The following is a 25,447-nucleotide window of genomic DNA, read 5'->3' as shown; positions in this document are numbered from 1 at the left end:
CTCACCAGCTCGTCAGCACCAGATGGTTCACCACCAGCGCCGTGGCCGCCGACGCGGCGAGCCACCACCGCCGCCCCTTCGACGGCAGCAGCGCCACCGCGGGCAGCAGCCACACCTCGAACGGTAGCCAGATGCGTTCGACCTCGGCCTTCGACAGGCCGGACAGGTCGGCGAAAGCGATCGTCAGCACCGCGGCCAGCACGATCAGCGTGACCGGCTCACGGAACGACCGTTTCGGCTCGGCGAGGAAGTCCGCGCCGGCCCGTCGCGTCCCGGCGATCACGGCGGGGCCGATCGCGATCAACACCGCCGCGATATCCGCCCACACCCAGTAGGAGTACGGGCGCAGCGTGGCGATCCCCTGGTAGTAGCGCTCGACGACCAGGTGATAGCCGTCGAGCCACCAGAAACCCGCCAGCGCGAACGCCACGACGACCACGGCCACACCCGCCGTGGCGAGGAGCAGGATCCGCCACTCGCGGGTGAGCATGACAACGGCCAGCACGAGCACGGCCAGCAGCACGAGACCGTAGGAGAGAAAGAGCCCGAACCCGAGCAGCAGACCACCGGGGAGCGCGAGGATCCGCCGTCGCTTGGCGAGCGCCAGCAGCGCGATCCCGGTCGCCGTGACCCCCGCGAAGAGCCCGTCCGCGGACACCCCGATCCAGATCGCGCCCGGAGTGAGCACCGCGAACGGCAGGACCGTCCTGGCGGCGTCCTCCCGGCCCAGCGCGGCGAGCGTCACCGGCACCGCGACCACGGCCAGGCAACCGGCCAGCACGACGACCGTCGACGCCCACGCGCCGCCCTGCAGGCCGAGTCTGTCGAGCCAGACGAAGACCAGCGTCGCGCCCGGCGGATGCCCGGAAACGTGCGTCGTCCACGAAGCCGGCTGGAAGTCCAGGATTCGCGAGGAGAATTCGTTCAGCATCTTCGGGATGTCGGTGATCCCCGGGACCTCGTGCAGGTACTCGTGTTCGGTGGTGAGCCTGCCGGTGAAACCGCGCGCCCAGCCGTCGATCATCGCCAGCGAGAACGTCCACGCCAGCGCGGTCACGTAGCCGAGTGCGAGCAGCGGGCGCCATCGCAGCCGGGCGGCGAGCGAGGGACCTTTGGTGACGACCAGCAGCGCGAGCACGACGGCGGCGACCGAACCCGGCCCCACATGCGGCAGCCACAAACCGAACAGCGGCGGCGCGAACGCGTAGATCACCACGCCGGAACCGGGCCGGTTGTAGTAGAGGCCGACGCCGATCGCGGCGGCGACCACGAGCATCGCCAGCCCCACGGCGATCAGATCGGCCCGGCGACCGGTACGTGAAGGGGCGGTGACAGTGGACATCACCGGCACCATAACCGCGTTCCCCGCGCCCATCGGGCTGAACGCGGGATCCGTCAGAACTCGGTAAGGACTTCGCCGACGTCATGATTCGGTAAGCACGGCAAGGGTTTTCGTCCGTCCATCCCGGATTTAACGTGCGTTGCGTGAACGATGACCAGGTTGACGTCGTGCTCCCCTGTCTCGACGAGGCCGGCGCCCTGCCCGGCGTACTGGCGGCGCTGCCCGAGCGGTATCGGGCGATCGTGGTCGACAACGGCTCCACGGACGGTTCCGCCGAGATCGCGGCCGGGCTCGGGGCGAAGGTCGTCCACGAATCCCGGCGCGGCTACGGCGCCGCGGTGCACGCCGGGCTGGAAGCGGCGACGGCGGACGTCGTCTGCTTCGCCGATGCCGACGGCTCTCTCGATCTCGCCGAACTTCCGATGCTCGTCCGCGGCCTCGCGGACGCGGATCTGGCGGTCGGGCGGCGGGTGTCGTCCGGGCCGGGAGTCTGGCCATGGCACGCGAGAGCCGGGAACGCGCTGATCTCGTCGTTGTTGCGGTACAAGGGATTGCCGGTCCGGGACATCGCGCCGCTGCGGGCCGTCCGGCGACAGGCGCTCCTCGATCTCGGCGTCACCGATCGCGCCTTCGGCTACCCGCTCGAACTGCTGATCAAGGCGAGGCGCGCGGGCTGGCGGGTCACCGAATTCGACGTGTCGTACGGCGAACGCGCGAAAGGCACGAAGTCGAAGGTCTCCGGCTCGTTGCGGGGCACCCTGCGCGCCGCACGGGATTTCGGGCGGGTGCTGAGCCGATGACCTTCTGCCTGCTCATCGTCGCCAAAGCGCCTGTGCCCGGTTTCGCGAAGACGCGGTTGTGCCCGTCCGCGACAGCGGAACAGGCAGCCGGGATCGCGGCCGCCTCACTGCTCGACACCCTCGACGCCGCCCTCGCGACCCCGGACGCGCGCGTGGTCGTCGCCATGACCGGCGAACTCGGCGAAGCCGCCCGCGGCAAGGAAATCGCCGCGGCACTCCGAAAAGCGGAGGTGATCCCCCAGCGCGGTGAAGGTTTCGACATGCGGCTCGTCAACGCGCACGCGGACGCCCCTCGCCCCGGGGAATCGGTGCTGCAGATCGGGATGGACACCCCGCAGGTCACCCCGGCACTCCTGGCTCAAGCGGCGAGCCGGACCGAAGACTCGGTGCTCGGGCCTGCCGAAGACGGCGGCTGGTGGGCTCTGGGACTCAAGGACCCATTACACGCCAAAGCTCTGGCCGGGGTCCCGATGTCGCGTGACGACACCGGGCGGCAGACCCTGCGCGCGCTGACCGAAGCAGGGCTTTCTCCAGGACACCTACCCATACTGTCCGATGTGGACACGATCGCGGACGCACGCCGGGTCGCCGAAGTGGCACCACACGGCCGGTTCGCCCGAGCGGTGGCCGAAGTCCGGTGACCGCCTTCGACCGCGGCCTGCTCGGCCACCGCTGCTGGCTGGAACTGGCGACCGGCGAACGCGTCGACCTGCCGGTGGACCGCTGGACGGCCATCCCCTGCGAGGGCGACGAAGTCCTCCTCGACGCTTGCGACGGCCCGACTCTCGACGTCGGCTGCGGCCCCGGCAGGCTCACCGCCGCGCTGTCCGAACGCGGGGTCGCCGCGCTCGGCGTCGACATCTCCGCCACCGCCGTGCGGCTCACCCACGACCGGGGCGCCGCCGCGCTCCATCGAGACGTCTTCGACCGGCTTCCCGGCGAAGGACGCTGGCGGCACGTTTTGCTGGCAGACGGGAACATCGGCATCGGCGGCGATCCGCACCGCCTCCTGACGCGGATGGCGGAACTGCTCACCGAGAGCGGGACCGTGCTCGTCGAACTCGACCCGCCCGGCCGCGGCCTCCGCCAGGACCGGGTCCGGCTGCGGCCCGAGGACGGCGCGTGGTTCACCTGGGCGTGGGTCGGTGTCGAGGCGATCGCGGACCTCGCCGCCCGCACCGCGTTCCGCGTCGCCTGGTCCACCAGCCACGGTCACCGCTGGTTCGCTTGCCTGGAGAAAGCATGAACACGCCTTCGGAGCGCGTGACGTCCCGGATCGGGCTCGCCCTCGCCGTCACCCTCACCCTGTGTTTCGTCACCGGCCTGCTCAGCCATCTCATCCAGCATCCGCCGTCGTGGTTCGGCTGGCCGAGCCGTCCGGTCTGGCTGTACCGGGTCACCCAGGGCACGCACGTGGTCTCCGGGATCGCGTCGATTCCGTTGCTGCTGGCCAAACTCTGGAGTGTCTACCCGAAACTCTTCGAGCGTCCGGTGATCCGGTCGCTGCCGCACGCGCTCGAACGCCTGTCGATCCTCGTGCTTTCCGCGGCCGCCTTTTTCGAACTCGTCACCGGCCTGTTCAACGTCGCGCAGAACTATCCGTGGAACTTCTACTTCCCGCAGCTGCACTACGCGGTCGCGTGGGTGGCGATCGGCTCGATCCTGGTGCACATCGCGGTGAAGCTCCCCATCGTTCGCCGCTCGCTCACAACGAAGCCAGAACCATCGCGGCGAGCCTTCCTCCGGACGACCTGGCTGGCCGCAGGCGTCGCCGTCGTGGCGACGGCTGGAGCGACGGTTCCGTTGCTGCGTAACGTTTCCGGGTTGTCCTGGCGGAGCGGCAAGGGACCGCAAGGGTTGCCGGTGAACCGGACCGCCGAGGCGGCCGGTGTCCTGGCCACGGCGAGAGACCCGAACTGGCGGCTCACGGTGGTGACGCCGAGCGGCACGAATACCTATTCGCTGGACGAACTCCGTGCCCTGCCGAGAACTTCGGCGGAACTGCCGATCGCGTGCGTCGAGGGATGGAGCGAATCCGCGCACTGGAGCGGCGTCTCCCTGCCGGACCTGCTGCGGCACGCCGGGAGCACACCGGGCACGCCGGTCCGCGTGTTCTCCCTGGAGAAGGCTGGGCCGTACGGGATCAGCGATCTCCCCGGCGAGCACACCGCGGACGAACTCACCCTGCTGGCTTTGGAGCTCAACGGTGAAGTACTCGACGCCGACCATGGCTTCCCGTGCCGGATCATCGCCCCGAACCGGCCCGGTGTCCTGCAGACGAAATGGGTCACCCGCTTGGAGACGCTGTGAAGACGTTGCGGCTGCTGCTGTTCCTGCCCGGCCTCGCCGCGCTCGCGTGGGGCGCGGTGCTGTTCTCCGAGTACGCTTTCCCGCTGCGCCCGGACGTCTTCGGGACGCTCGGCTGGCTCGCCGGCGGTCCGCTGGTCCACGACCTGCTGGTCGCCCCGCTGGTCGGAGCCGTGGGTTTCACGCTGAGCAGATTCCTCCCGGACCGTTGGAAAACCCCGGTCAAAACGGGCGCGGTGCTCACCGGTGTCCTGACGTTGCTCGCGTTCCCGTTGCTGTGGCGGCCGTTCGGCGGCGCGCGGAACCCTGGCCTGCACGACGCCGACACCGTCACCGGCCTGCTCGTCACCCTGGCGGTCGTCTGGCTCGGTGTGCTCTTGGCCGTGTTCCTCAGGCGTAAGACGCAGTAAAAGGGGCCACGCGCGACCGGGATTGGCAGCCGGTCGCACGTGGCCTCTTGGGTCCGGCCCGCTGGGGGTTCGAGCCGGAGCTGGTCTCGGCCGCGCACTGCGGCCGAGCGTCTCTTAGTTCGGGGTGACGGGCTGGCCGCCGAGGGTCACCTCGATGACCTTGTCCCCGCTGAGGGTGAACTTCACCTTGTCGTTCGGTGCCCTGGTGCGGATCTCGGCGACGAGCGCGTCCGCGTTGGGGATCGACCGGTCATCCAGCTTCGTCACGACGTCGCCGGACTTGAGGCCCGCCTTCTCCGCGGGGCTGCCCGGCGAGATCTCACCGAGCTGCGCTCCGCCGGTCGGCGCCGTCTGCACTCGCGCGCCGATGAAGGTCTGCGTCGCCTGGCCGGTGTTGATGATGTCGTCGGCCGTGCGGCGCGCCTGGTCGATCGGGATCGCGAAGCCGATGCCGACGTTGCCGCCGGTCTCACCGCCCTGGCCTTGCGCGGACTTCGGGCTGTAGATCGCCGAGTTGATGCCGATGACCTGGCCGGCCATGTTCGCGAGCGGGCCGCCCGAGTTGCCGGGGTTGATCGCCGCGTCGGTCTGCACCGCCGACATCACCGTGGTCTGGTCGCCGTTGCCACCGGCGCTCACCGGCCGGTTCAGCGCGCTGACGATGCCCGAGGTGACCGTGCCCGTCAGCTCGAACGGCGAACCGATCGCGACCACCGGCTGGCCGACCCGCAGGTCGTCGGAGCGGCCGAGCTCGACCGGGGTCAGGCCGCTGACACCGCTGACCTTCACCACGGCGATATCCGTCGTGGGGTCGCGGCCGACGACCGTCGCCGTGCCCTTCTTGCCGTCCTGGAACACCGCCTGGATCTGCCCGCCACCGGCGGCGACCTCGACGACGTGGTTGTTGGTCAGCACGTAACCGTCGGTGCTGAGCACGAAGCCGGAGCCCTCGCCCGCACCCGACCGGCCGGACACCTGCAGCTCGACCACGCTCGGCGACAGCTTCTGCGCCACGGATTCGACCGAACCGGCGGGCAGGTTGCCCGTCTGCTGGGCCGGCTTCGGCGCGTCGAGCGCGTTCACGGCGGAACCGCCGGACCCGTCACCGGTCAGGTAGCCGACCGTGCCGCCCGCGACGCCGCCGACGACGAGCGCGATCGCCGCGACACCGGCGAGCAGCTTGCCCGAGGTGGACTTCTGCGCCTGGCGCTGCTGCGGGACCGCGTAGACCGACGGACCCGGCTGGGTGAACGGCGTCTGCTGGCCGGGGATCTGGTGGCCCTGGGTGTACTGTCCCTGCGCCTGGTGCTCCTGCGTCTGCTGGGCCTGTGTCTGCTGGGCTTGAGGCGACCACGGGTTGTACTGCTGCTGCTCCGCGGGGTAGGCCTGCTGCGCTCCGGTGTGCGGAGTGGCATGGCCGCCGAGGCCGGTCGCGTCAGGCTGTTGCGGCGCGGGCTGAGCCGCCCAGTTCGCGCTCTGCTCCGCGTCCGGCCGATCGCCGGCGGGCCGCGCCTTCTCGGCGTCGTTCTCGGTCATGTCTTCACCTTGCGGGATGGTCCTGAGAAGTTCCTGAGCCAAAGCTGTGCATCGCACATGAAGTATGGCCCCATCGGCGGGTGGCGCGCTGCTTATCAGGCTTCTTCGGCCTCAGCCGTCTCCGCCGTTTCGGCGATCATCAGCTCACCCGCCTGCTCGGCGAGCGTTTCCCTTGCGTTGTCGGACAAACCGTCGTCCGAGACGACCACGTCGGCCTCTTCGAGCCCGGCGATGGTGGAGATCCCGACGATGCCCCATTTGGTGTGGTCGGCCAGCACGACCAGTTTGCGGCCCGCTTCGACCAGCGCGCGGTCGGTCTCGGATTCGGTGAGGTTCGGCGTGGTGAAGCCGGGGCCGTCGGCCATCCCGTGTACGCCGAGGAACACGACGTCCAGGTGCAGCGACCGCAGGCTCTGCACGGCGACCGGACCGACCAGCGCGTCCGACGGGGTGCGGACACCGCCGGTGAGGACGACCGTGCGATCCGGCTGGTTCGCGCCGCGCAGCACGTCGGCGACCTGGATGGAGTTCGTGACGATCGTCAGGCCGGGGATATCGTCGAGCGCCCTGGCCAGCGTCCAAGTGGTGGTGCCCGCGGAGATGCCGATCGCGGTGCCCGGCCGGACCAGCCCGGCCGCGAGGGCGGCGATGGCCTCCTTCTGCACGCGCTGGCGCACGGATTTGGCCTCGAAACCGGGTTCGTCGGTGCTCTTGCCGACGACGGAGGTGGCGCCGCCGTAGACCTTCTCGACCAGGCCGCGGCTCGCGAGCACGTCGAGGTCGCGGCGCACCGTCATATCGGAAACGCCGAGCCTCACGACGAGATCGCTGACCCGGACCGCCCCGGTCCGGCGCGCCTCCTCGAGGATCACCGCCTGTCGCTGCCGCGCGAGCACGAATCCTCCGATGACTACACTAGTTCAACCACACAAAATCCTACGCGATCAAACATGGCGCGACGAGCCGTGCAGCCTGCCACCATGAGGCCATGGCCAGGCTTCGCGACGTCGTCTTCGACTGCCGGCATCCGGCTTCGCTCGCCCGTTTCTGGGCGGCCGCGCTCGACGGCTACGAAGTCGCACCCTATGACGAAGAGGAGCTTGATCGCCTTCGTTCGCTGGGGTTTTCCGGCCCTGAAGACGACCCTTCGGTGTTGGTCGAAGCGGCGTCGGGGCCGCGGCTCTTCTTCAACCTGGTGCCGGAATCCAAGGTCGTCAAGAACCGCGTGCATCTGGACCTGACGGGAGACAGCGTCGAACGGCTCGTCGCCTTGGGCGCGCGCGTACTCGCACAACCCGAAGACGGGTTGGTCGTGCTCGCGGATCCCGAAGGGAACGAGTTCTGTCTCGTTACTCCTCGGCCGTCTCCTTGACGCCCTCGATCGGGACGCCGCGGAAGCTCAGCACGAAAAGCGAGACCGCGCCGAAGAACAGCGCGATGTCGGCGACGTTGCCGACGAACCAGCCGTTGTAGTCGATGAAGTCGACGACGTGACCGCGCGCGAAACCGGGCTCGCGGAACAGGCGGTCGCCCAGGTGCGTCGTCGCGCCGCCGAGCAGCAGCCCGAGCGAGATCGCCCAGCCCGCCGAACGGACCTTGCGCGAGATCCACAGCAGCGCGACCACCGCGACCGCGGCCAGGATCGCGAAGATCCAGGTGGAATTCGCGCCCAGCGAGAACGCCGCGCCCGGGTTGTAGAGCAGCCGGAACCGGATGAAGTCGCCGATCACCGGGATCGGCGCGTGTCCGGTGAGGGCGTCGACGGCCCACCATTTGGTCAGCTGGTCCGCGGCCAGCAGCACCGCGGCCACCAGCAGTGTCCACAGCAGACGGCGGGGCGGCATCTCAGGCGCGTTCTCGGTGCTCATCACCCGTCAGAGTAATCACCCGTCAGGCCGGGGCTCCCGGGAGCCGCAAGGTCATCAGCGCACCACCGGTGGCCGCGCGGCCCGCGTAGACGTCACCGCCGTGCCGTTGCGCCGCGTGCTGGACGATGGCCAGACCGAGCCCGGAACCGGGCAGCGTCCGCGCCTCCGACGAGCGGTAGAAGCGGTCGAACACCTTCGGCAGGTCCTCGTCGGCGATCCCCGGCCCGGAGTCCTCGACTTCGAGCACCGCCGTGCCGTCGCCGACCGGGTACAGCCGGACCCCGACCGTCGACCCCTCCGGCGAGAACTTCACCGCGTTGTCCAGCAGGTTCAGCACCGCACGCTCCAGTGCGCTGGTGTCGCCGGTCAGCACCCACGGCTGGAGCGAGACGTCGAACTCGATCTCGCCCGCGCGGCGGCGCGCCCGGTCCAGCGCGCGCTCGACGACGTCGACCATCTCGACCCGCTCGTGCTCGATCCGCGGCTCGTCCTGGCGCGCGAGTTCGACGAGGTCGCCGATCAGCTGGGTCAGCTCGTCGAGCTGGCCGCGGATGTCGGCCTCGATGTCGCTGCGGTCCTCGTCGGACAGCGTCCGCGCGCCCGGCCTGCTCGCGGACAGGAGGAGCTCCAGGTTCGTCCGCAGCGACGTCAGCGGGGTGCGGAGTTCGTGTCCGGCGTCCGCGACGAGTTGTCGTTGGCGTTCCTGCGATTCGGCGACCGTGCCCAGCATCGTGTTGAAACTCTGGGTAAGGCGGGCGAGTTCGTCGTCGCCGCTGACCGGGATCGGCCGCAGGTCACCCGTGGTGGCGACGCGTTCCGCCGCCGACGTGAGCCGGTCGACCGGCCTCAGCCCCGCTCTCGCGACGGCCGTTCCCGCCGCCGCGGCGACCAGGATCCCGGCGCCGCCGATCAGGAACAGGACCACGGAAAGCTCGTTCAGGGTGCGCTTGGTCGGGCCGAGCGACTGCGCGAGCACCATCGCCTGACCGGCGCCCTGCGGGAGGGCGACGACCCGGCTGTCGGTCTTCGGGTCGGTGCGCAGGGAGAACGCCTTGTCCCCGGAGGCGACGGCGATCTCGTCGTCGCCGTATGGCGGGCGGCTGCCGGACTGCGGATAGGTCAGCCGCACCTTCTGCCCCACCGTCAGCTGGCCGATCTGCAGGTCCGCGCTGGCCAGGAAGGCACCGGGCACCTGCTGCAGCTCGGTCTGCACCTGCGGCGATTCGACCGCGGCCTGCGCGCGGGCCAGCAGGTTGTCGTCCACCTGCTGGTAGAGGTTGTCGCGCACGACGAGGTACGCGCCGAGGGACACCAGCGCCACCGCACCGGCCACCGAAGCGGCCGCGAGCAGCGTCACCCGGCCGCGGAGCGAGAAGCGCCGCGTGCCCCAGCGGTCGCCGCGCGGATCCTTTTCGGATACGTCGACGACCGGCACCGGCTCCGTCACGGCGGGGTTTCCCTCAGGACGTAGCCCACTCCCCGCACCGTGTGGATCAGCCTCGGTTCGCTCCCAGCCTCGGTCTTTCGGCGCAAGTAGCCGACGTAGACCTCCAGCGCGTTGCCCGACGTCGGGAAGTCGTATCCCCACACTTCCTCCAGGATCCGGCTGCGGGTCAGCACGTGCTTCGGGTACGAGAGGAACAGCTCCAGCAGGGCGAATTCGGTCCTGGTGAGACTGATCTCCCGCCCGGCGCGGCGCACTTCGCGCGTCCCCGGGTCCAAGGTGAGGTCGGCGAACGAGAGGACCTCGGCGTTCTGGGCAGCCTGCGGATCCGGGATCGCACGGCGCAGAAGCGCGCGAAGGCGCGCGAGCAGCTCTTCGAGCGCGAAGGGCTTCGGCAAGTAGTCGTCCGCGCCGGCGTCGAGGCCGGAGACGCGGTCGGACACGGTGTCCCGCGCGGTCAGCACGAGAATCGGCAGGTCGTCGCCGGTGCTTCGCAGCCTCCGGGCGACCTCCAGGCCGTCGAGCCGCGGCATCATCACGTCGAGGACCATCGCGTCGGGTCTGTTGGCGATGATCGCTTCCAGGGCCTGCGCGCCGTCCCCGGCCAGTTCCACCTGGTACCCGTTGAACTCAAGGGATCGCCTGAGTGATTCACGGACGGCCCTGTCGTCGTCCACTACGAGGATGCGCATGGCGACAGTCTTACGCAGAGTGCTGAGACTCGCCTAAGAACACACACAGAACCAACAAAGGAAATCCGGCAGTCCAGAAGACGTTTCAGCCGGTCTCAGGGCCTTTTGCAACGGGTGCGTTCCATCTCCGCCACAAAGCGAGCATCCGGACCCCCACGACGGCGGCGGCTGCTACCACCGTCACCGGCCCCGGCGGCAGTCGCAGAGCGTGACCGATCACGACGAGCACGGCCCCCGCGAGCGCCGCGACCGCGTAGATCTCCTTCCGCAGCACGAGCGGGATTTCCCGCAGCAGGAGATCACGCACCGCACCGCCGCCGATACCCGTCGTCATGCCGATCAGGCACGCCGCGTAGGGAGTGGCGCCCGCGTTCAACGCGATGGTGGTCCCCGCCGTCGCGAAGACCCCGAGCCCGAGCGCGTCGGCGAGGAGTACGGCACGCCGCAGCTTCGCGATCTGCGGATGGAAGACGAACACGAGCAGCGCGGTCCCGCCGCAGACCGCGAGATAAGGCCAGGTCCGCAGGGTCGTGGGCGGCGTGATCCCGAGCAGGACGTCGCGGATGACCCCGCCACCGAGCGCGGTCGTCAACCCGACGACCACGACCCCGAAGACGTCCAACCTGGACCGCACCGCCGCGAGCGCCCCCGAAGCGGCGAACGCGATCAAGCCGAGGAACTCGAGGGCGGTGAGGATCATTACTGGTCGAGCAGGCCACCGCGGTAGGCCAGCAGCGCGGCCTGCACCCGGTTCGCCGCGCCGATCTTGGACAGGACGGCCGAGACGTAGCCCTTGACCGTGGCCTCGGACAGGTGGAGGCGGCCGCCGATCTCGGCGTTGGACAGCCCCTGCCCGATCAGCCCGACGACCTCGCGCTCCCGCTCGGACAGCGACGCGAGCAGCTTGCGCGCCGGCTGCGCGGCCCGCTGCTCGTCCCGGTGCGACTGCACCATGCGCGCCGCGACGCCGGGGTCGAGCACCGCGCCGCCGCGGGCCAGGTCCCTCACTGCTCGCAGGAGAGCCGCCGGGTCGATGTCCTTGAGGAGGAAGCCGTTGGCCCCGAGCCTGAGCGCGAGACTGACGTAGTCGTCGATGTCGAACGTGGTCAACATGGCCACGGTCGGCGGATCCGGCAGGGCGAGGATGGCCCGCAGCGCGCGAATGCCGTCGTCAGGCGCCCGCATCTTGATGTCGAGCAACGCGACGTCGGGGTGGTACCTCCGGGCGACCTCGACCGCTGATCTCCCGTCGCTCGCCTCGCCCACGATCTCGATATCGGCAGCGCCCGACATCATGGCACGCAGGCCCGAACGGACCAGTTCCTCGTCGTCGGCGAACATGAGCTTGATCAACGAAGCCCTCCGGCAGCCGGGGGAGCGGCGTCTCGCGTCCCGTTAACGAAGATTACCTACTGTTGTTCAGGGTTTCGAAACCAGACACGTACGAGTGACCCACGCGGGTCATCTGTGTCGATCTAGGCGTCGATTCAGACCCTGTTTTGCCTGGGTCGAGTGTCGCCGCTCCCTGTCGGATCCGCAGGTCGAGTGTCACTGGACGGCCACTGTCGCTGTCCGGCCGCCGATCTTGGAGCGCCTGGCGCGCAACCGCCGTTCGGGGCATTCGGGGCCGGCCGCTTGGTCCGCCCGGGTGTGACTTGCGACCTCGCGCTCGGGCGGCTCGCGTCACCCGGTAGGCTGCGCCTGGCAGTACATGCCCTCGTAGCTCAGGGGATAGAGCACCGCTCTCCTAAAGCGGGTGTCGCAGGTTCGAATCCTGCCGGGGGCACACACCAAGGCAACATCAACATCCAGACGGTTGGTACTCGAAGACACCTACAAGGTTTGACTTCCCGAGCCAGCCGTCTCTTTTGTTTTCTACTGCGGTTGCGAGTAGTGAGCCAGTAGACAGTTCGACTTCAGCACTAGAGGCTCATCTAAAGACAGTGGAGCCCCACTTGAGCCCCAGCAGGGTGCTGTCGATGCAGTGTGCGGTGAGCACTCGTCTCAGACACTGCGAGACAGGCTTCGTGGAGTACGAAACCATTTGGCTCAGCGGCAATCCGTAACGAAGCTCCGCCTGTGGACCGATCACTTGACTAAGATCGAACACCCCTACGGTTCACCCATCTAGGTACCAGCACGGCGTCTAGATAGCCTCCGTAGGTTCAGGTTGGCGCTCATACGGGGCAGGAAGGGACCACGTGGACGACCGGCTTCGTGACTTCGGCAAGGGATCCCCGAACTTTGGACTCCTGTACCGCCATCATGCACTGCTGTCGATCTATGGCGCGCTCGCTGAGACGACCGTTTTCACAAATCCAAATTCGTCTCTGGTCCAGGCAGGCCAGTTTGGCGAGGTCCTTGCCGAAGAACTTGTCGCACGCATCGGCATGCAGGTCGAGGGCGATCGCCAGGTCGACCGTCTCAATGCGCTGACCAGGGCCGGCGTTCTCATCAGCGGAATTCGTGAGGACTTCGACCAACTGCGCCGCGACCGGAACACGGCCGCCCACCGGCACCTTTTCGACACCGCACGTGCGCTGGCCGCCGTACGGATCTGCTACAAGCTCGGTCTCTGGTTCCACGATGCGATCGAGGGCCGCCGGACAGTCGCCGAGTTCGTGCCGCCCACCGATCCGGGCGACAGCGCGCAGGTCACAGATCCAGCCGAACTAGCCGAGCTGCGCGAAGCCCTTGATGGCCACCGACAAGCCCTGACCCAGGCCCGTACGCGCCTGGCCGAGTCGAACAGCGCTTTGGAGGCCGAGCGCAAGGCCCGCGTTGAGGCAGAGCGCTTAATCGCCAGCGCCGCTGCCAACAAGGAAGCGCTACTAGCCCAGGTCGAGCAGCTAAGCGCTCAGATAGGCGACCTCAGAAGCACCCAGCACGCGCGGTACGAGGCAGCACGCAAGCAGCCTCGTCAAGTCGACGCCCAACGCCGAGACGCGATCGTGCACCGGGCGCAGCGCCCCGCGCCGCTCAACGAGGTGCAGGCGCGCGACGCGATCGATGCGATGCTGCGCGCGTGTGGCTGGGATGTCCAAGACCGTGACCAGGTGAATCCCCTGGCTGGCCGAGGTGTAGCTGTCCGCGAGTTCACCCTCGCCACCGGCCGGGCCGACTACGTCTTGTACGTCGACGGTAAGATCGTCGGCGTCGTGGAGGCCAAGCGCGAGGGCGACCACCTCTCCAGCGCAGTTGAGCAGAACGATCGGTATGCAGCCGGGGTGTTGAAGGAATATCGGCTCGCGGTCTGGCAGGAGAGCGAGCCCTTCGCATTCCGTTACGCCACTACCGGTACCGAGACTCACTTCATCAACCGACTCGACCCCGACGCCCGGTCCCGTGAGGTCTTCGCCTTCCACCGTCCTGAGACCGTCGCGGACTGGATGCGAAGCGCCGAGGAAGCACCTGCTGCACCCACGTTGCGAGCCGCGCTGCGCAGACTCCCGGTGCTGGAACCGAACGGACTGCGCCTGGCTCAGGTCGATGCGATCACGGGCCTTGAAGAATCCCTCGCCCACGATCGGCCGAGAGCGCTGATCCAGATGGCAACCGGCGCAGGAAAGACCTTCACCGCAGTGGCCCAGACCTATCGGCTGCTCAAGCACGCCAAGGCCCGACGGGTCCTGTTCCTCGTTGACCGCAACAACCTGGGCAAACAGGCCTACGACGAGTTCCGCAAGTTCACGACGCCCGACGACGGGCGCAAGCTTTCGGACATCTACAACGTCGACAGGCTCGGCGCAGCAGGGCTTCAAGAGACCTCGTCGGTCGTAATCTGCACGATCCAGAAGATGTACTCCCTGCTGTGCAACGAAACTCTCGTCGATGACGATCCCTCGGACGAGGCCGCGGACAGCCTGGCCTACGAAGACACCTACGCCACGGACCAGCCCATCTCGATCTCCTACAATGAGACTGTGCCGATCGAGTCCTTCGATTTGATCATCGTGGACGAATGTCATCGCTCGATCTACGGCTTGTGGCGGGGAGTGCTGGAGTACTTCGACGCGCATCTGGTTGGTCTGACCGCGACCCCGACGCTTCAGACACTCGGCTTCTTCGGACGCAACCTGGTCTCCGAATACACCTATCCGCAAGCGGTCGCGGACGGGGTGAACGTCGACTTCGACGTCGTGCGGATGCGGACGGATCTGCGGGAGAAGGGCGCGGCGACGATCGAGGCCGGTACAACCGTTCGCGTCAAGGACCGCAAGACTCGACGACAGCGCTACCAGGAACTGGCCGATGACTTCACTTACACGACTGGACAGATCGGCCGGTCAGTCGTCACGGTCGACGAGATCAGGGCTGTCCTCACCGCCTATCGGGACAACTGGAAGCGTTGGTTCCCCGGCCGGATCGAACTGCCGAAGACTTTGATATTTGCGATTGGTGAGGACCACGCCGAAGACGTCCTCGCACAGGTCAAGGATGTTTTCGGACGCGGGGACGACTTCGCGAAGAAGATCACGTACAAGAGCCGTCAGGCCGGCGAGGACCCGGACGAGTTGATCCGCTCGTTGCGGACCTCGCCTCGGCTACGTGTTGCCGTCACCGTGGACATGATCGCTACCGGCACCGATATCAAGGCGCTGGAGTGCGTGATCTTTCTGCGCGAGGTCCGTAGCGCGGTGCTGTTCGAGCAGATGAAGGGCCGCGGCGCCCGAACCATCGATCCGACAGAACTCCAAGGGGTCACCCCGGATGCGGACGACTCGGTACGAAAGGACCGTTTCGTGCTCGTGGACGCGGTAGGCGTGACAGACTCGCCACTGGTCGATGCCAGGCCGCTGGTTCCGGCAGGCGAGCGACAGGTCTCGCTCGCAAAGCTGCTTGATAAAGCTGGCACGAACTCGATCAGCGCGAGCGAGGCCGAAATCATGGCGGGCCGACTGGCGCGCCTCAACCAGCAGCTGACCGACGAGGAGCGGGAGCTACTCACCCGCGCGGCGGGCGGACGAACCCTGTCAGAGATCGCGGGTGCCATCGTCAAGGCAGTAGACCCCGATCGGCAAGAGCGAGCGCTGGATGAGGGCGGGCAGACCGCAGCCCGACAATTGATCGAGAACGCAATCGCCCCGCTGACCGAACATCCCGAACTACGACGGCACATCATCGAAATCCGGCGGGACAAAGACTACCTATTTGACGAGTTCACGCCTGTCGAGGTGACCGACCTGGTCGAGATTCCAAAAGAGGAACGGGCCAAGGAGCAAGTCGACCGGTGGAGCCAACTCCTTAAGGAACGCCGTGATCGCCTTGCCGCTATCGACATCGCGTTGACCAGTCCCCGCTCCGTATCACCTGCTGAGGCGTACGGGGCGTTGAAGGACCTGGCGCAAGAAATTCGCCGCCCAGACTATGCGTGGACTCCGCAGTCGTTGTGGGGCTTCTACGAAGACCTCGGAAAAGCAGCCCACTACCCGGGGAAAGAAGCAGGTCTGCCTGACCTTATCTCCCTCATCCGGTATGAGCTGGGCGTAGACGACGAACTGAAGCCATACCGGGATCTCGTAGAAGAACGCCTTGAAGGGTGGCTGCTCAAGCAGCGCCAGGCGGGCGCAGACTTCTCAGAGGACCAGTTGTGGTGGCTGCGGGCCATCAGCGACGTGGTATCCAGTGACGTCGGCATCAGCCCGGCCGAGTTCAACGCCGAGCCCTTCAAGGGAAAGGGCGGCGGCCGAGGTTTCGCGCACGCCTTCACGGGGCGGGATGTCCGGTCTTTGTTAAGTGATTTGAATCGAGAGTTGGCTTGAACGAGATGAGCAACCTGGAGTTACCAGCGGGGTGGGTTCGCACCTCGCTGGCGGATGTCGGCGAGGTGGTATCGGGAGCTACCCCGAAGACCAACATCGCAGAATACTGGGGTGGAGATATCCCATGGATTACCCCAGATGATCTTTCCAAGAATCCTGCGAAGAGAACAAAGGTTGGACGCAGATCCCTTACTCGAAGCGGCTACAATTCATGTTCAACTCGCATAGTTCCACCAGAATCAGTGTTATTTAGCTCGCGTGCACCTATCGGTTATGTAACAATAGCCAGCGATTACCTGTGCACCAATCAAGGATTTAAGACAATAATCCCCGGGCCTGCAGCATGTGCCGACTACCTATACTGGTACTTGCAGTATAAGACCCCGGATATTATCGCCAATGCTAGCGGAACCACATTTAAGGAGATTTCCGGAAAGAAATTTGCAGAAACAGAATTGCTCCTCCCTCCCCTTGCAGAGCAATATCGCATAGTTGAAGCCCTCGAAGACCACCTCTCCCGTCTCGACGCGGCAACGGAAGCCGTGACGAGCGCCAAGCGACGCCTTAATTCCTTCTCGGCCTCCGTACTCAACAGAACTACCCTCGGGATCTCGTCGACGGCCGGTTTCGTTCCAGGCACAGGAAATTCCAGCCATGCCCTACTGCAAAACCTGTCAAGTAGGCGTTTCGAATACACAGCCCTGCCCCCACTGCCTGAAGGTTGGTTCTGGCGCCAAGCCTCCGATGTGTGCACCCTTATTAGCAGCGGCTCCACCCCTAAGGCGCATTTGATGCACGCCGGAAGCGGCGATGTCCCGTTCCTGAAAGTTTACAACATCACACAGGACGGACAGGTCGACTTCACCAACAAGCCGACCTACATCGATCGAGAGACGCATGAGATTCACCTAAAGCGATCGCGTGTGCGACCAGGGGATGTAATAACAAATATCGTGGGCCCTCCGCTCGGAAAAACGGCCGTAGTTCCAAATCAACATCCCGAATGGAACATAAATCAGGCAATCGTGGTATTTCGATCCGGACCAGATATTCAGCCCGAGTGGCTCGCCCTAATCCTTCAGTCGCCGACTGTGATTGAAATGCTAAAAAAAACAGCTAAAGCGACCGCCGGTCAATTTAATATCGCACTATCAACATGTCGCGAACTTCCACTACCCATTCCACCCAGGGACGTGCAGCTCGAACTTGTCAAGCAATCTGCGGAAATCCTGGAAATCAGCGATCGATTCAACAAGCAGGCAGCTATCATCTCTTTGCGGGCCAAGAAGTTTCGACAGGCAGTCCTAAGACGAGCCTTCTTGGGCAAGCTCGTCCCCCAAAGTCCGGCAGATGAGCCTCCGTCCATACTCCTCGACCGTATTCGCGCTGAGCAAGAGCCCGGGGACAGCAAGGCCCAGCGCGCTACCCGCCGCCGCCAGGGCGAGACCACTGCAAAAACATCGCTCGCGCCCTCCGCCCCGACCACCACCGTTCAGCAGGAGCTTCCGCTGTGACCCTCGTATCCCCCGCCCAGGCTCACGCGCAGACCAACGCGCTAGTAGCCAAGCTCTGGAACTACTGCAATGTCCTCAGGGACAACGGTCTCTCCACAATTGAGTACGTCGAGCAGCTCTCGTACTTGCTCTTCCTCAAGATGGCCGACGAGATCGCCTCTGATCCATTCACCGAACAGGAGGCCAAAGCCGTTGTAAAGGCTCCATACGACTGGAAGTCGCTCGCCCGCCTCAAGGGTATCGACCTCGAAATCCATTACCGCGCAACCCTCGAAGTGCTCGCGAAGAAGCCCGGCACCACCCTCGGCACGATCTTCGCTAAGTCGCAGAACCGAATCACCGAGCCCGCACTTCTCGAAAAGCTCGTTGTCGACCTGATTGGGAAGGAGGAATGGACGATCCAGGGCACAGACCTCAAGGGCGATGCCTATGAAGGTCTGCTCGCCAAGGGCGCTGAAGACACCAAGACCGGGGCCGGCCAGTACTTCACACCCCGCGCGCTCATCGACGCCATGGTCGACGTGATGCAACCGCAGCCCGAGGACACCATTACCGATCCCGCCTGCGGCACTGGCGGTTTCCTCATCGCGGCCCATCACTACATCCGCAAGAACCACATGCGGGATCTCTCCCGTGAGCAGCGTCTCGCGCTCGGGTCCGGCAAGATCTGGGGCAACGAGCTGGTCACCGGCACTGCCCGCCTCGCAGCGATGAACATGCTGCTGCACGGCATCGGTGACGCCGAGGGCCCTTCACTCATTACTGTGGGCGATGCACTCGCCGAACAGCCGCGTCGGCACGCCTCACTGGTCCTTGCTAACCCGCCCTTCGGCAAGAAGTCAGCGATCACCGTCGTCGGCACGGATGGCAAGGCGGAGAAGGAGGACATCTCCTACGAGCGAGATGACTTCCGTGCCACCACCACCAACAAGCAGCTCAACTTCCTTCAGCACATTATGTCTCTGTTGGAGATGAACGGCCGCGCGGCCGTGGTCCTCCCGGACAACGTGCTCTTTGAAGGCGGCGCGGGCGAGAAGGTACGTCGCCGACTGCTGGAAGAATTCGACCTGCACACCATCCTGCGTCTGCCTACTGGCATTTTCTACGCAGGCGGCGTTAAGGCAAACGTCCTTTTCTTCGAGAAAAAACCACCTCGTAGCGGAGTTGCGCCCAACACATCACGGCTCTGGGTCTATGACTTCCGCACTGCCAAGCACTTCACCCTCAAGCAGCACCCGTTGCGCCGCGCGGATTTGAACGAGTTCTCCGAGGCATACCTGCCGGGCAAACCACGCAACGAGCGGGTGGAGTCTGAGCGTTTTAAGTCCTTCGACTACGAGGAACTCATCGCTCGGGACAAGGTCAACCTCGACATCACCTGGATGAAGGACCCGGCGCTCGACGACGCCGACAGCCTGTTGCCACCTGCGGTGATCGCACAGGAGATCGTGGAGGACCTACAGGCCGCTCTGAGCGATTTCGCCGCCATTGCAGAGGCACTCGGCGGTGAAGTTCCAGCCGATGTCGATGCGATCTCGCCGCATGAAGCAGGGTGACACCAATCGACTTGCCCTACCCCGGCTCTCACAGGCATCGTGAGGTCGATCAATCGACGGGATGGGGAGCCCGATGACCAACGCACATCCACAGACACGAGAGTTCCGGGCGTTCCTGAACAACATCGAGTACGCCCGGAAGATGATCCTTGCAGGTCGCAGCCTGGCCGCCTTCCAGTCTCCAGTCATCGACATCGGCGACTTCTACCGTGCCGCGTGGGTACAGGCTGTCAGCGCCATCGACCACTGGTTCCACGAGGAGCTGTACCGCCGAGTCGCTGAGTTGACCGCTGAGGACCGTCCGACGATGCCCTACCAGCTCACCAAGTTTGAGCTGCCGCTGACAAAGGTGGAGGAGGTACGGAGGGGCGCTACCACGCTCGCCGATGCCGTCTCGGAGCACGTCAGAGCAAAGTGGTCAAACGCAGCCCTCCAAAACCCACGCAAGATCAGCGAGGCACTTAAGTTGGTCTCAGAGGAAGACATCTGGGCCAAGGCGGCAGCCAAGCTGAACGAGTGGAACCACGGTCGCACGTCTATGAGCGCGCAGACCCTGAAGCAGCAGTACAACTCCATCACCGAGCGCCGCAACAAGATCGCCCATGACGCGGACCTGTTGGACGGCGACCTCAAACGCCGGCGACCTATCTCGGACGCGGAGGCTACGGACGCCATCGATTGGATCGAGCGAATCGCCCTCGCCATCGCCCACGTCCTCGGGTAGAAACCCACGTGCTCGAGCCCCGTCAGCTGGGTTCTTTGCGCGAAGGACATTCCGACCGACGGCTTGCCGCAAGAGTTTTGTCACCACCGCTACACGCGGAGCGACGACAGGCTCCCAGGAATGGCGCAGACGGACGAAGGACCTCACATGGTGTGGGCGAAGTGCCGCGCGAGAGGCTCGGCGGTTTGTGCCCGTCCGGCACTGAAAGGGCACAACCGCCGTCGCCGGTCTACATGAGGGGAACTCGCGCCATGGTGACCGATCTGTTAGCTCAGATGACGATCGGCCGTCGGTTAGATGATCATTTTCGACCTATGCCAGCCTCACAGGCAAGGCTCAGTCGATCGGCAGCTGAGCCGACCGCTCCAAACTTCCGGAAGCAAGAAGCTTGGCACGAATATCATGTAAAGTACTTTGCCCGTCGCGATTAAGGCGCCAAAATGTCCATCCATTGCATGATTGGCGATCGATAACGAACATCGCGGCACGAGATGGACTGGGAAACAACTCTCCGGAGGGAACACTTATCCTGCCGTCCCGCTCGATCGTTGCTGTATAGTCGTTGCCTTTGTTGCGACCGATCAACACGTCGCCAGGCCTCAGCAATCGAGCAGTCAGCAATTCCGCGATCGTCACGTCGTATCGAGCACGAGTTCGTCGAGCCACTCGCCGCTGAGGGCTCAGCGTCCGAGGAACCGTGAAACCTAACGTTTCTGGCTTCCAAATAAGCTCGCACATCTTTATGTAGAGCCGCTGGCGCTCATCGATGGATTCTTTGGTAAAATCGTCGTAGTGCCTCATAATCTTCTTGAGGTTGTATTTTTCAAGAAATCTCCGATATGCCGGGAACTTCGAGTAGCTGTGCTTACTCAGCGACTTGACGAGCATATTCTGACGAAAGTAATACGGAAGCTTGTCGGCATAGCTATCCGCGTTATAGCTAGCATTATCAGACTTCGGCAGCAACAATAGGCCACCCAACCTATTGCGGGTCGCCTTGAACGCCTGCGGCGTCTTTACTTCCACCTGATGCCGATCGAACTTATTCGCCCAGACATGTTCAATCTCATATGGACGTTCTCGATCCACATATGCCGGAAATTCATTGCTTCCATCGCACTCAGATTCCACAAATGCCGTTATTCTGGCGAGCAGATACCTTACTTGTCGCGAATTGTCGGGCTGTAGGCCGAACTTCGACATTCCAGAAAATTCATCGTCAAGATCCACAATGTATCTAGACAGTAGCGTGCGCAACTCGCCCACGGATCGTGTCCTCCGCGCCAATGGCACTATTTCATAGACGTCTTCGTCAAGATCCGCAGGCTTACTTACAGAACCGTTTACCAATTTTCTGATGTATATTAGGTCCAGAAATGATGCAGCAAGATTCGCCTTTTCCCAAAAATCCGACTCGCTATCCCCTGCCCCGACAGCGGCTAAGATCAAGAGCAGCTGCTTATCCATCCCGGTAATAGAATTGTAGTATACAGGACGCAATTCATCCGTGAAGTTCATTGTTGCCCAAACGAGGGACTGATAACGCTCCGAAAGCTTGGCAACGGTGACCTTCAGAAACTCCCTATAATTGTCTGCCGTATGCAGCCCCATCCTGTCAGAATTGACGCGAACCCATTCGTGCGCCGCGTTTTCGACAGCGTCTCGCTCGGCGCGGTCGCCGACATTGGCATACTTGGCGAGCAGCAGCGTACTCAAGAACTCGCCCGGCACCCGCGAACCTAATGTTGAAAGGTTACTGAGCATCTCACGCCACTGCGTGTTCAGATCCGTGGCGTCCAGGCGAGCCATCTCAATAAGATGCCCTTTGAGAAGATCAATCGGCGCCAGCCTGACGCCTCGATCGTTCATCGTGACGAAGATTTCCCAACCATGTCTCTCACTTTCCGCCTTGATGCCCACCAGGCACACACGGTTCAGAAGCCAGTCCGTGAATGGAAGTAGGCTCTCTCCCCGAAGATCCTCCGGAAAATCCTCCACGAGGTCACGTGCTCGCTGCGCAAGATTGCGCACAGACGGACTCGGATTGGAGGGCAGGTCGTAGCTATGTCCGTGAACCAACGCTTCGAGTAGATCCCTGCGCTCCGACGCGTTGACGGTGAATGTGGTCTCACCGTAGTTGACAGTCCAGATCAGATTAGCAACCTTCGTAGCATCGACCCGCTCATCGGCTTCGTCGAGCAGTCGATACAGGTGGATGAGTAGTAGATGCAACGAGGTCATTCTCTGCTGGCCGTCTACCAGAACGGTATTGTCGTTCCCTTCGACATAGACGTAGGGCCCAAGGAAGTACGGCTTGTATGCAGCAGTCTCCTTCCGGCCGTCACCGGCTTTGCGCGACGACGAGAAGCTCTTGTATAGATCAAGGATCAACGTCGCGACATCTTTGCGCTCCCAAGTGAACTCGCGCTGGTAATTATCAACCCGGAAGCTTGCACCGGAAAAAAGCTGATGGACAGTCTGCGAGAACGCTTGAATCGGCGCATCCGGCATCTACAACCCCTCGATCAATTTGACTTGACATCAAGACATAACACACAAACCACTTGTCGCCCATCCACTGTTCGAGTGAAATTCAGCGCCAAGAACGAGTCTCATGAAGAAATAACGCATTCTTGCAGAGCCAACCCCCTTGGCCGAAGGTGGCGACCGCTGCGGGGGACACTGTGCCAGACGCAAGGCGGCGAGTTACGATGAGTTTAGGCTTGCGTAGCGAGCGATGCGTACGGAATCGTTACTACAAACATGGAAATTCACCTCCTTTGTAAAACGATTGCCCTCTTCGGTAATTACTCGCGCATGAATATAGCTTGCCTGGCGACGGAATGCCCGACGATGCCAGTCAGCCAGTTCACGAACGAGCTGGAAGGCTACTTTCCCAGCCTATTGCTCCGTGCGAAATACGCATCCGACCTCAGTAGAATCTCGTTCCTCTGCTCCGTCAGGCGAATGCGTTTGCTGGTTCACGTAGCTCGCCAGAATGATTCCAGGAATACCCGACCAGTTGCCACCCTCAACGTTCGCAGCACATGTTCAGTCGATGAGGAAAGACTCGCAGATCCTGAAGTCCTTGCCGCCTGCCGCACCCGGATACCGACCTACCCTGATCAGCGGCCCGCGGGACTGCCGTCCGGGTCCGTCATCGTGATGGCACCACCCCGTGCCTGCAGAACCACGTCGGCACGGTACTTCCCGTCGCCGAGTGCGGCGAGAGTGCCGAGGCTGACCATCCGCGTGGTAGCACCATCACAGTCGAACACCAGCAGATTGCCGTCCTGGACGTAGTCTCCACTGTGTGTGTCATCCCCCTCGACTGTGACGGGCCTGCCGAGTTCGCGTTCGATTCGCGCACCAGAAGCGGGGCCGGTGAGGACCTGCACCGAGGTCCAATCGCCGGGCGCCAGTTCCTTGAGCGGGCGCGAGCCGCCTGACTTGGCGAGATCGCCGATCGTTTTTTCGAGACCTTCGTCGAATTCCACTGTCACTCCTGGGGTGCTCGTGCCGCAGGCCGCCACGAGGGCGAGCAGGGCGAGCAGAGTCACTATCAAGCGCATGGTCAGTATTGGTCCGGATACGCCGACGGATCGCCGGGGTCGTGGTCGTCGTTGCGCCCCGGATTGTCCGTGGGCCAAGGCGTGTTCTTGGTTTCGCGGGTCTCGCCTGGAGGCGATTCGCTGGACGGTACCAGTGTGTCGTTCTTGTCGATGACCACCATTTTGCCGTCCTTGACGGCTTGTTCGATCAGGTTCGCCATCTGCTCGGGACTGGCGTCCGGGTTGGCCCGGGCGATCGCGCGGCCGACTTCGTTGTTGTGCAGGTCCATGGCCACCGGGACGTGATGGCTGCCCGGGTTCCGCTCGTGCGCCGTGGCGAAGTCGCGGGCCCATTCCTCCCCGTACCGCTGCGTCCCATCGCGTTCCAATAGGCGTGGCGGAACGCGTCGGCGTGGCCGTCGGTCAAGCCTTTGCCCTCGAATTTGCCTTCGGCGACATGCAAGGCGTCCTGCCGGATGTCGGCGAACTCCTTGAGCCCGAGCAAGCCCTTGCGCATCTGCAGGTCGTCGAGCAGCTTGGCTTCGGACTGGGTGATCTTCTCCTTCGAGAAACCCGCTCGTTCCGCGAGCCAGCCGGTCAAGCCGCTCGGCCACACCGTCGTGCCGTCCGTTTTGACCTGGTACTTCGCCAGGAGATCGCGGTGCCGCTGTTCGTCGGCGATGCGGTCTTCGCTTGCCGCGGCGGCCGCTGCCAGCGTCGTCGCGCCGGCGTCACCGATTTCGCCTGCCATGATGCGTTTGAGCACCGAATTCAGTTCGGTGTCGATCTGGCCGGAGCGGGCGAGGGTGGCCTCCACCTCGACCTGCAAAAGCATGGTGGAGAGAAACCCGCTGGCGCCCTCGGTCTCGACGACCTTGCCGTTGTCGATCCGGAAACCGTTCTTGGCGGCGAAATCCGCGGTCGTCTCGACACTGCGCACCAAATCGCGCACTGCCTGCTCGGTGTCGTCGATGGTCTTCACTGCCGCAAACAGGCGCGCCGCGAGGTCCTCGAGTTCCTGACAGCGGGCGCGCAGATTTTCGGCCGCCGCGTCCGCCGCCTCACCGGCCCACCCAGCGGGTTTGGGCCGTCGATCTCGTCCTGCAAGCCGAGCACCTGGCGGTTCTGCGCGGCCAGGTGGTCACCGATCTGCCCTACCCCGTCAGCCTTCCATTGGCTGACATCGGCCCAAGTGACCATTATCGACCACCTGTCCCGTCGAATTCCTGTTCACCGGCGTCGTCCCGAACCCGGTACGCGCTCGCGGCGGTGGTCAGCGATGCCGCGTAGGAATCCACCCCTTTCGCCCAGACACCGATCGAGTTCTCCCAATGTGGACCGAGCTTGGCGGCGGTCTTCGCCGACTCGGTTCCAGTCAACGCGCCGGAAAGCGCCGCCACCCGCTCCAGATCCAGCTCTCGAACGATTCCCGCGGCTCGTTTGGCCTGGTCGGCCGCGTCGCGCAGGCTTTCGGAGCAGCTTCGAACCCCGTCATGAAACCCCTCCCCCCTCAGACTGAGACTACTTGTTCTTGGGAGGTTCAAGCCACTGTCAGGCTTCGTGGAAGTCGTCGAGGCGATGCGCCTCGGCCGATGACTCCGTAGCCGCCAGCCAATGCGGATAGGTGACATAGACGAGTTCCGTGTCCTCCTCGGCCACGTAGACGACCTCAGCGCCGGAACACAGGTAGATCACCTCGCCGGCCCGAGCCGTCACCGAACCCGAAGGGCCCTCGACGGTGAAAACACCGGACGTGATGACGAGGGCTTCGTCGTAGGTCATCTTCCAGGGGTTCTTCTCGCCTTTGCCGTACCGGGCGAAGCCGACGGACATGGCCGCGCCGCTGTCTTGCGCGAGGACGTCGGCCAGGAAGATCTGCTGGTCGAGCCGCTGGAACCAGGTTGAAGCGTCGTCGCTCGTGAAGTGTTCGACGAACATGCA

Annotated in this window: 24 protein-coding genes and 1 tRNA gene; 11 read left to right on the top strand and 14 right to left on the bottom strand. The window is 64.4% G+C overall.

Features of this window, described 5'->3' with window-relative positions:
- Window position 1 precedes the first annotated feature (1 nt).
- Entirely contained in the window at window positions 2–1,354 is a 1,353-nt protein-coding gene (locus DMC61_RS32320) for a hypothetical protein (RefSeq protein WP_125693997.1), read from the bottom strand.
- A 131-nt stretch (window positions 1,355–1,485) separates the two neighbouring features.
- Here DMC61_RS32320 and DMC61_RS32315 point away from each other — a divergent pair, with 131 nt between their 5' ends.
- From DMC61_RS32315 to DMC61_RS32295, 5 genes are read left to right on the top strand one after another with little or no spacing between them, the layout of a single operon-like run.
- Window positions 1,486–2,142: a glycosyltransferase family 2 protein gene (locus DMC61_RS32315; protein ID WP_125693995.1), complete on the top strand. Its 657-nt coding sequence runs from the start codon at window positions 1,486–1,488 to the stop codon at window positions 2,140–2,142.
- The gene (locus DMC61_RS32310; RefSeq protein ID WP_125693993.1) at window positions 2,139–2,783 is read left to right on the top strand and encodes a DUF2064 domain-containing protein; all 645 of its coding nucleotides are present in this window, start codon (window positions 2,139–2,141) and stop codon (window positions 2,781–2,783) included. The genes DMC61_RS32315 and DMC61_RS32310 overlap by 4 nt, the downstream gene beginning before the upstream one ends.
- The gene (locus DMC61_RS32305) at window positions 2,780–3,388 is read left to right on the top strand and encodes a class I SAM-dependent methyltransferase (protein WP_125693991.1); all 609 of its coding nucleotides are present in this window, start codon (window positions 2,780–2,782) and stop codon (window positions 3,386–3,388) included. Before DMC61_RS32310 ends, DMC61_RS32305 begins: the two co-directional genes overlap by 4 nt.
- Complete coding sequence (locus tag DMC61_RS32300) at window positions 3,385–4,452, top strand: molybdopterin-dependent oxidoreductase (protein WP_125693989.1); 1,068 nt, start codon at window positions 3,385–3,387, stop codon at window positions 4,450–4,452. Before DMC61_RS32305 ends, DMC61_RS32300 begins: the two co-directional genes overlap by 4 nt.
- A complete protein-coding gene (locus DMC61_RS32295; RefSeq protein ID WP_125693987.1) occupies window positions 4,449–4,859 on the top strand; it encodes a hypothetical protein in 411 nt (136 codons plus the stop codon). The genes DMC61_RS32300 and DMC61_RS32295 overlap by 4 nt, the downstream gene beginning before the upstream one ends.
- 114 nt (window positions 4,860–4,973) lie before the next feature.
- On the opposite strand, the gene DMC61_RS32290 is transcribed toward DMC61_RS32295, so the two are convergent.
- Window positions 4,974–6,395, bottom strand: a complete 1,422-nt coding sequence (locus tag DMC61_RS32290; protein WP_125693985.1) for a S1C family serine protease — start codon at window positions 6,393–6,395, stop codon at window positions 4,974–4,976.
- Window positions 6,396–6,490: 95 nt separating this feature from the next.
- Entirely contained in the window at window positions 6,491–7,291 is an 801-nt protein-coding gene (locus tag DMC61_RS32285) for a DeoR/GlpR family DNA-binding transcription regulator (RefSeq protein WP_125693983.1), read from the bottom strand.
- A gap of 92 nt (window positions 7,292–7,383) precedes the next feature.
- Between DMC61_RS32285 and DMC61_RS32280 the strand changes: the two genes are divergently transcribed.
- Window positions 7,384–7,767, top strand: coding sequence for a VOC family protein (locus DMC61_RS32280; RefSeq protein WP_125693981.1), 384 nt, complete (start codon window positions 7,384–7,386; stop codon window positions 7,765–7,767).
- Here the strand turns inward: DMC61_RS32280 and lspA are convergent.
- The 5 genes from lspA to DMC61_RS32255 all read right to left on the bottom strand — a co-directional run bounded on the left by lspA (window position 7,745) and on the right by DMC61_RS32255 (window position 11,752).
- Complete coding sequence (gene lspA / locus DMC61_RS32275) at window positions 7,745–8,263, bottom strand: signal peptidase II (protein ID WP_125693980.1); 519 nt, start codon at window positions 8,261–8,263, stop codon at window positions 7,745–7,747. The genes DMC61_RS32280 and lspA overlap by 23 nt on opposite strands.
- 22 nt (window positions 8,264–8,285) lie before the next feature.
- Window positions 8,286–9,710, bottom strand: coding sequence for a HAMP domain-containing sensor histidine kinase (locus tag DMC61_RS32270; protein ID WP_016337388.1), 1,425 nt, complete (start codon window positions 9,708–9,710; stop codon window positions 8,286–8,288).
- On the bottom strand, window positions 9,707–10,399 hold the full coding sequence (locus DMC61_RS32265) for a response regulator transcription factor (protein ID WP_016337389.1): 693 nt from the start codon (window positions 10,397–10,399) through the stop codon (window positions 9,707–9,709). The genes DMC61_RS32270 and DMC61_RS32265 overlap by 4 nt, the downstream gene beginning before the upstream one ends.
- A gap of 85 nt (window positions 10,400–10,484) precedes the next feature.
- Window positions 10,485–11,099, bottom strand: a complete 615-nt coding sequence (locus tag DMC61_RS32260) for a trimeric intracellular cation channel family protein (RefSeq protein ID WP_125693978.1) — start codon at window positions 11,097–11,099, stop codon at window positions 10,485–10,487.
- Window positions 11,099–11,752, bottom strand: a complete 654-nt coding sequence (locus DMC61_RS32255) for a response regulator transcription factor (RefSeq protein ID WP_005155565.1) — start codon at window positions 11,750–11,752, stop codon at window positions 11,099–11,101. The genes DMC61_RS32260 and DMC61_RS32255 overlap by 1 nt, the downstream gene beginning before the upstream one ends.
- 360 nt (window positions 11,753–12,112) lie before the next feature.
- On the opposite strand from DMC61_RS32255, the gene DMC61_RS32250 reads away from it, so the two are divergent.
- The 5 genes from DMC61_RS32250 to DMC61_RS32230 all read left to right on the top strand — a co-directional run bounded on the left by DMC61_RS32250 (window position 12,113) and on the right by DMC61_RS32230 (window position 19,955).
- Window positions 12,113–12,185, top strand: a tRNA-Arg gene (locus DMC61_RS32250).
- Window positions 12,186–12,600: 415 nt separating this feature from the next.
- Window positions 12,601–16,161 (top strand): DEAD/DEAH box helicase family protein, encoded by a 3,561-nt coding sequence (locus DMC61_RS32245; protein ID WP_125693976.1) that lies wholly within the window; start codon window positions 12,601–12,603, stop codon window positions 16,159–16,161.
- A 5-nt stretch (window positions 16,162–16,166) separates the two neighbouring features.
- Complete coding sequence (locus DMC61_RS32240) at window positions 16,167–17,675, top strand: restriction endonuclease subunit S (protein ID WP_125693975.1); 1,509 nt, start codon at window positions 16,167–16,169, stop codon at window positions 17,673–17,675.
- Window positions 17,672–19,231 (top strand): class I SAM-dependent DNA methyltransferase, encoded by a 1,560-nt coding sequence (locus DMC61_RS32235; protein ID WP_125693973.1) that lies wholly within the window; start codon window positions 17,672–17,674, stop codon window positions 19,229–19,231. The genes DMC61_RS32240 and DMC61_RS32235 overlap by 4 nt, the downstream gene beginning before the upstream one ends.
- Before the next feature lie 73 nt (window positions 19,232–19,304).
- On the top strand, window positions 19,305–19,955 hold the full coding sequence (locus tag DMC61_RS32230) for a hypothetical protein (protein ID WP_125693971.1): 651 nt from the start codon (window positions 19,305–19,307) through the stop codon (window positions 19,953–19,955).
- 336 nt (window positions 19,956–20,291) lie between these two features.
- Here DMC61_RS32230 and DMC61_RS32225 read toward each other — a convergent pair whose 3' ends face one another.
- The 6 genes from DMC61_RS32225 to DMC61_RS32205 form a co-directional block, all read right to left on the bottom strand.
- Entirely contained in the window at window positions 20,292–22,466 is a 2,175-nt protein-coding gene (locus DMC61_RS32225) for a DUF262 domain-containing protein (protein ID WP_125693969.1), read from the bottom strand.
- Window positions 22,467–23,080: 614 nt separating this feature from the next.
- Window positions 23,081–23,452 carry a hypothetical protein gene (locus DMC61_RS32220; RefSeq protein ID WP_125693967.1) on the bottom strand — a complete coding sequence of 124 codons (372 nt, stop codon included), beginning with the start codon at window positions 23,450–23,452 and terminating at the stop codon, window positions 23,081–23,083.
- A 77-nt stretch (window positions 23,453–23,529) separates the two neighbouring features.
- A complete protein-coding gene (locus DMC61_RS41820; protein WP_233595034.1) occupies window positions 23,530–23,727 on the bottom strand; it encodes a hypothetical protein in 198 nt (65 codons plus the stop codon).
- The gene (locus tag DMC61_RS32215) at window positions 23,715–24,488 is read right to left on the bottom strand and encodes a hypothetical protein (protein ID WP_233595033.1); all 774 of its coding nucleotides are present in this window, start codon (window positions 24,486–24,488) and stop codon (window positions 23,715–23,717) included. The genes DMC61_RS41820 and DMC61_RS32215 overlap by 13 nt, the downstream gene beginning before the upstream one ends.
- Before the next feature lie 217 nt (window positions 24,489–24,705).
- The gene (locus DMC61_RS32210; RefSeq protein ID WP_233595032.1) at window positions 24,706–24,906 is read right to left on the bottom strand and encodes a hypothetical protein; all 201 of its coding nucleotides are present in this window, start codon (window positions 24,904–24,906) and stop codon (window positions 24,706–24,708) included.
- 151 nt (window positions 24,907–25,057) lie between these two features.
- Window positions 25,058–25,444 (bottom strand): cupin, encoded by a 387-nt coding sequence (locus DMC61_RS32205; protein WP_125693965.1) that lies wholly within the window; start codon window positions 25,442–25,444, stop codon window positions 25,058–25,060.
- Between the last annotated feature and the right edge of the window lie 3 nt (window positions 25,445–25,447).

This window comes from Amycolatopsis sp. WAC 04169 (assembly GCF_003947535.1).
GTDB lineage: Bacteria > Actinomycetota > Actinomycetes > Mycobacteriales > Pseudonocardiaceae > Amycolatopsis > Amycolatopsis keratiniphila.
The sequence above is the reverse complement of the archived record's forward strand: the minus strand, read 5'-3'. Positions and strand labels throughout refer to the sequence as shown.

Excerpts from the sequence above, each read along its gene's own strand:
- DMC61_RS32320 (WP_125693997.1), bottom strand. The coding sequence starts at position 1,354 with ATGGTGCCGGTGATGTCCACTGTCACCGCCCCTTCACGTACCGGTCGC.
- DMC61_RS32310 (WP_125693993.1), top strand. The coding sequence starts at position 2,139 with ATGACCTTCTGCCTGCTCATCGTCGCCAAAGCGCCTGTGCCCGGTTTC.
- DMC61_RS32300 (WP_125693989.1), top strand. The coding sequence starts at position 3,385 with ATGAACACGCCTTCGGAGCGCGTGACGTCCCGGATCGGGCTCGCCCTC.
- DMC61_RS32290 (WP_125693985.1), bottom strand. The coding sequence starts at position 6,395 with ATGACCGAGAACGACGCCGAGAAGGCGCGGCCCGCCGGCGATCGGCCG.
- DMC61_RS32280 (WP_125693981.1), top strand. The coding sequence starts at position 7,384 with ATGGCCAGGCTTCGCGACGTCGTCTTCGACTGCCGGCATCCGGCTTCG.
- lspA (WP_125693980.1), bottom strand. The coding sequence starts at position 8,263 with ATGAGCACCGAGAACGCGCCTGAGATGCCGCCCCGCCGTCTGCTGTGG.
- DMC61_RS32265 (WP_016337389.1), bottom strand. The coding sequence starts at position 10,399 with ATGCGCATCCTCGTAGTGGACGACGACAGGGCCGTCCGTGAATCACTC.
- DMC61_RS32260 (WP_125693978.1), bottom strand. The coding sequence starts at position 11,099 with ATGATCCTCACCGCCCTCGAGTTCCTCGGCTTGATCGCGTTCGCCGCT.
- DMC61_RS32240 (WP_125693975.1), top strand. The coding sequence starts at position 16,167 with ATGAGCAACCTGGAGTTACCAGCGGGGTGGGTTCGCACCTCGCTGGCG.
- DMC61_RS32230 (WP_125693971.1), top strand. The coding sequence starts at position 19,305 with ATGACCAACGCACATCCACAGACACGAGAGTTCCGGGCGTTCCTGAAC.
- DMC61_RS32225 (WP_125693969.1), bottom strand. The coding sequence starts at position 22,466 with ATGCCGGATGCGCCGATTCAAGCGTTCTCGCAGACTGTCCATCAGCTT.
- DMC61_RS41820 (WP_233595034.1), bottom strand. The coding sequence starts at position 23,727 with ATGGCGAACCTGATCGAACAAGCCGTCAAGGACGGCAAAATGGTGGTC.
- DMC61_RS32205 (WP_125693965.1), bottom strand. The coding sequence starts at position 25,444 with ATGTTCGTCGAACACTTCACGAGCGACGACGCTTCAACCTGGTTCCAG.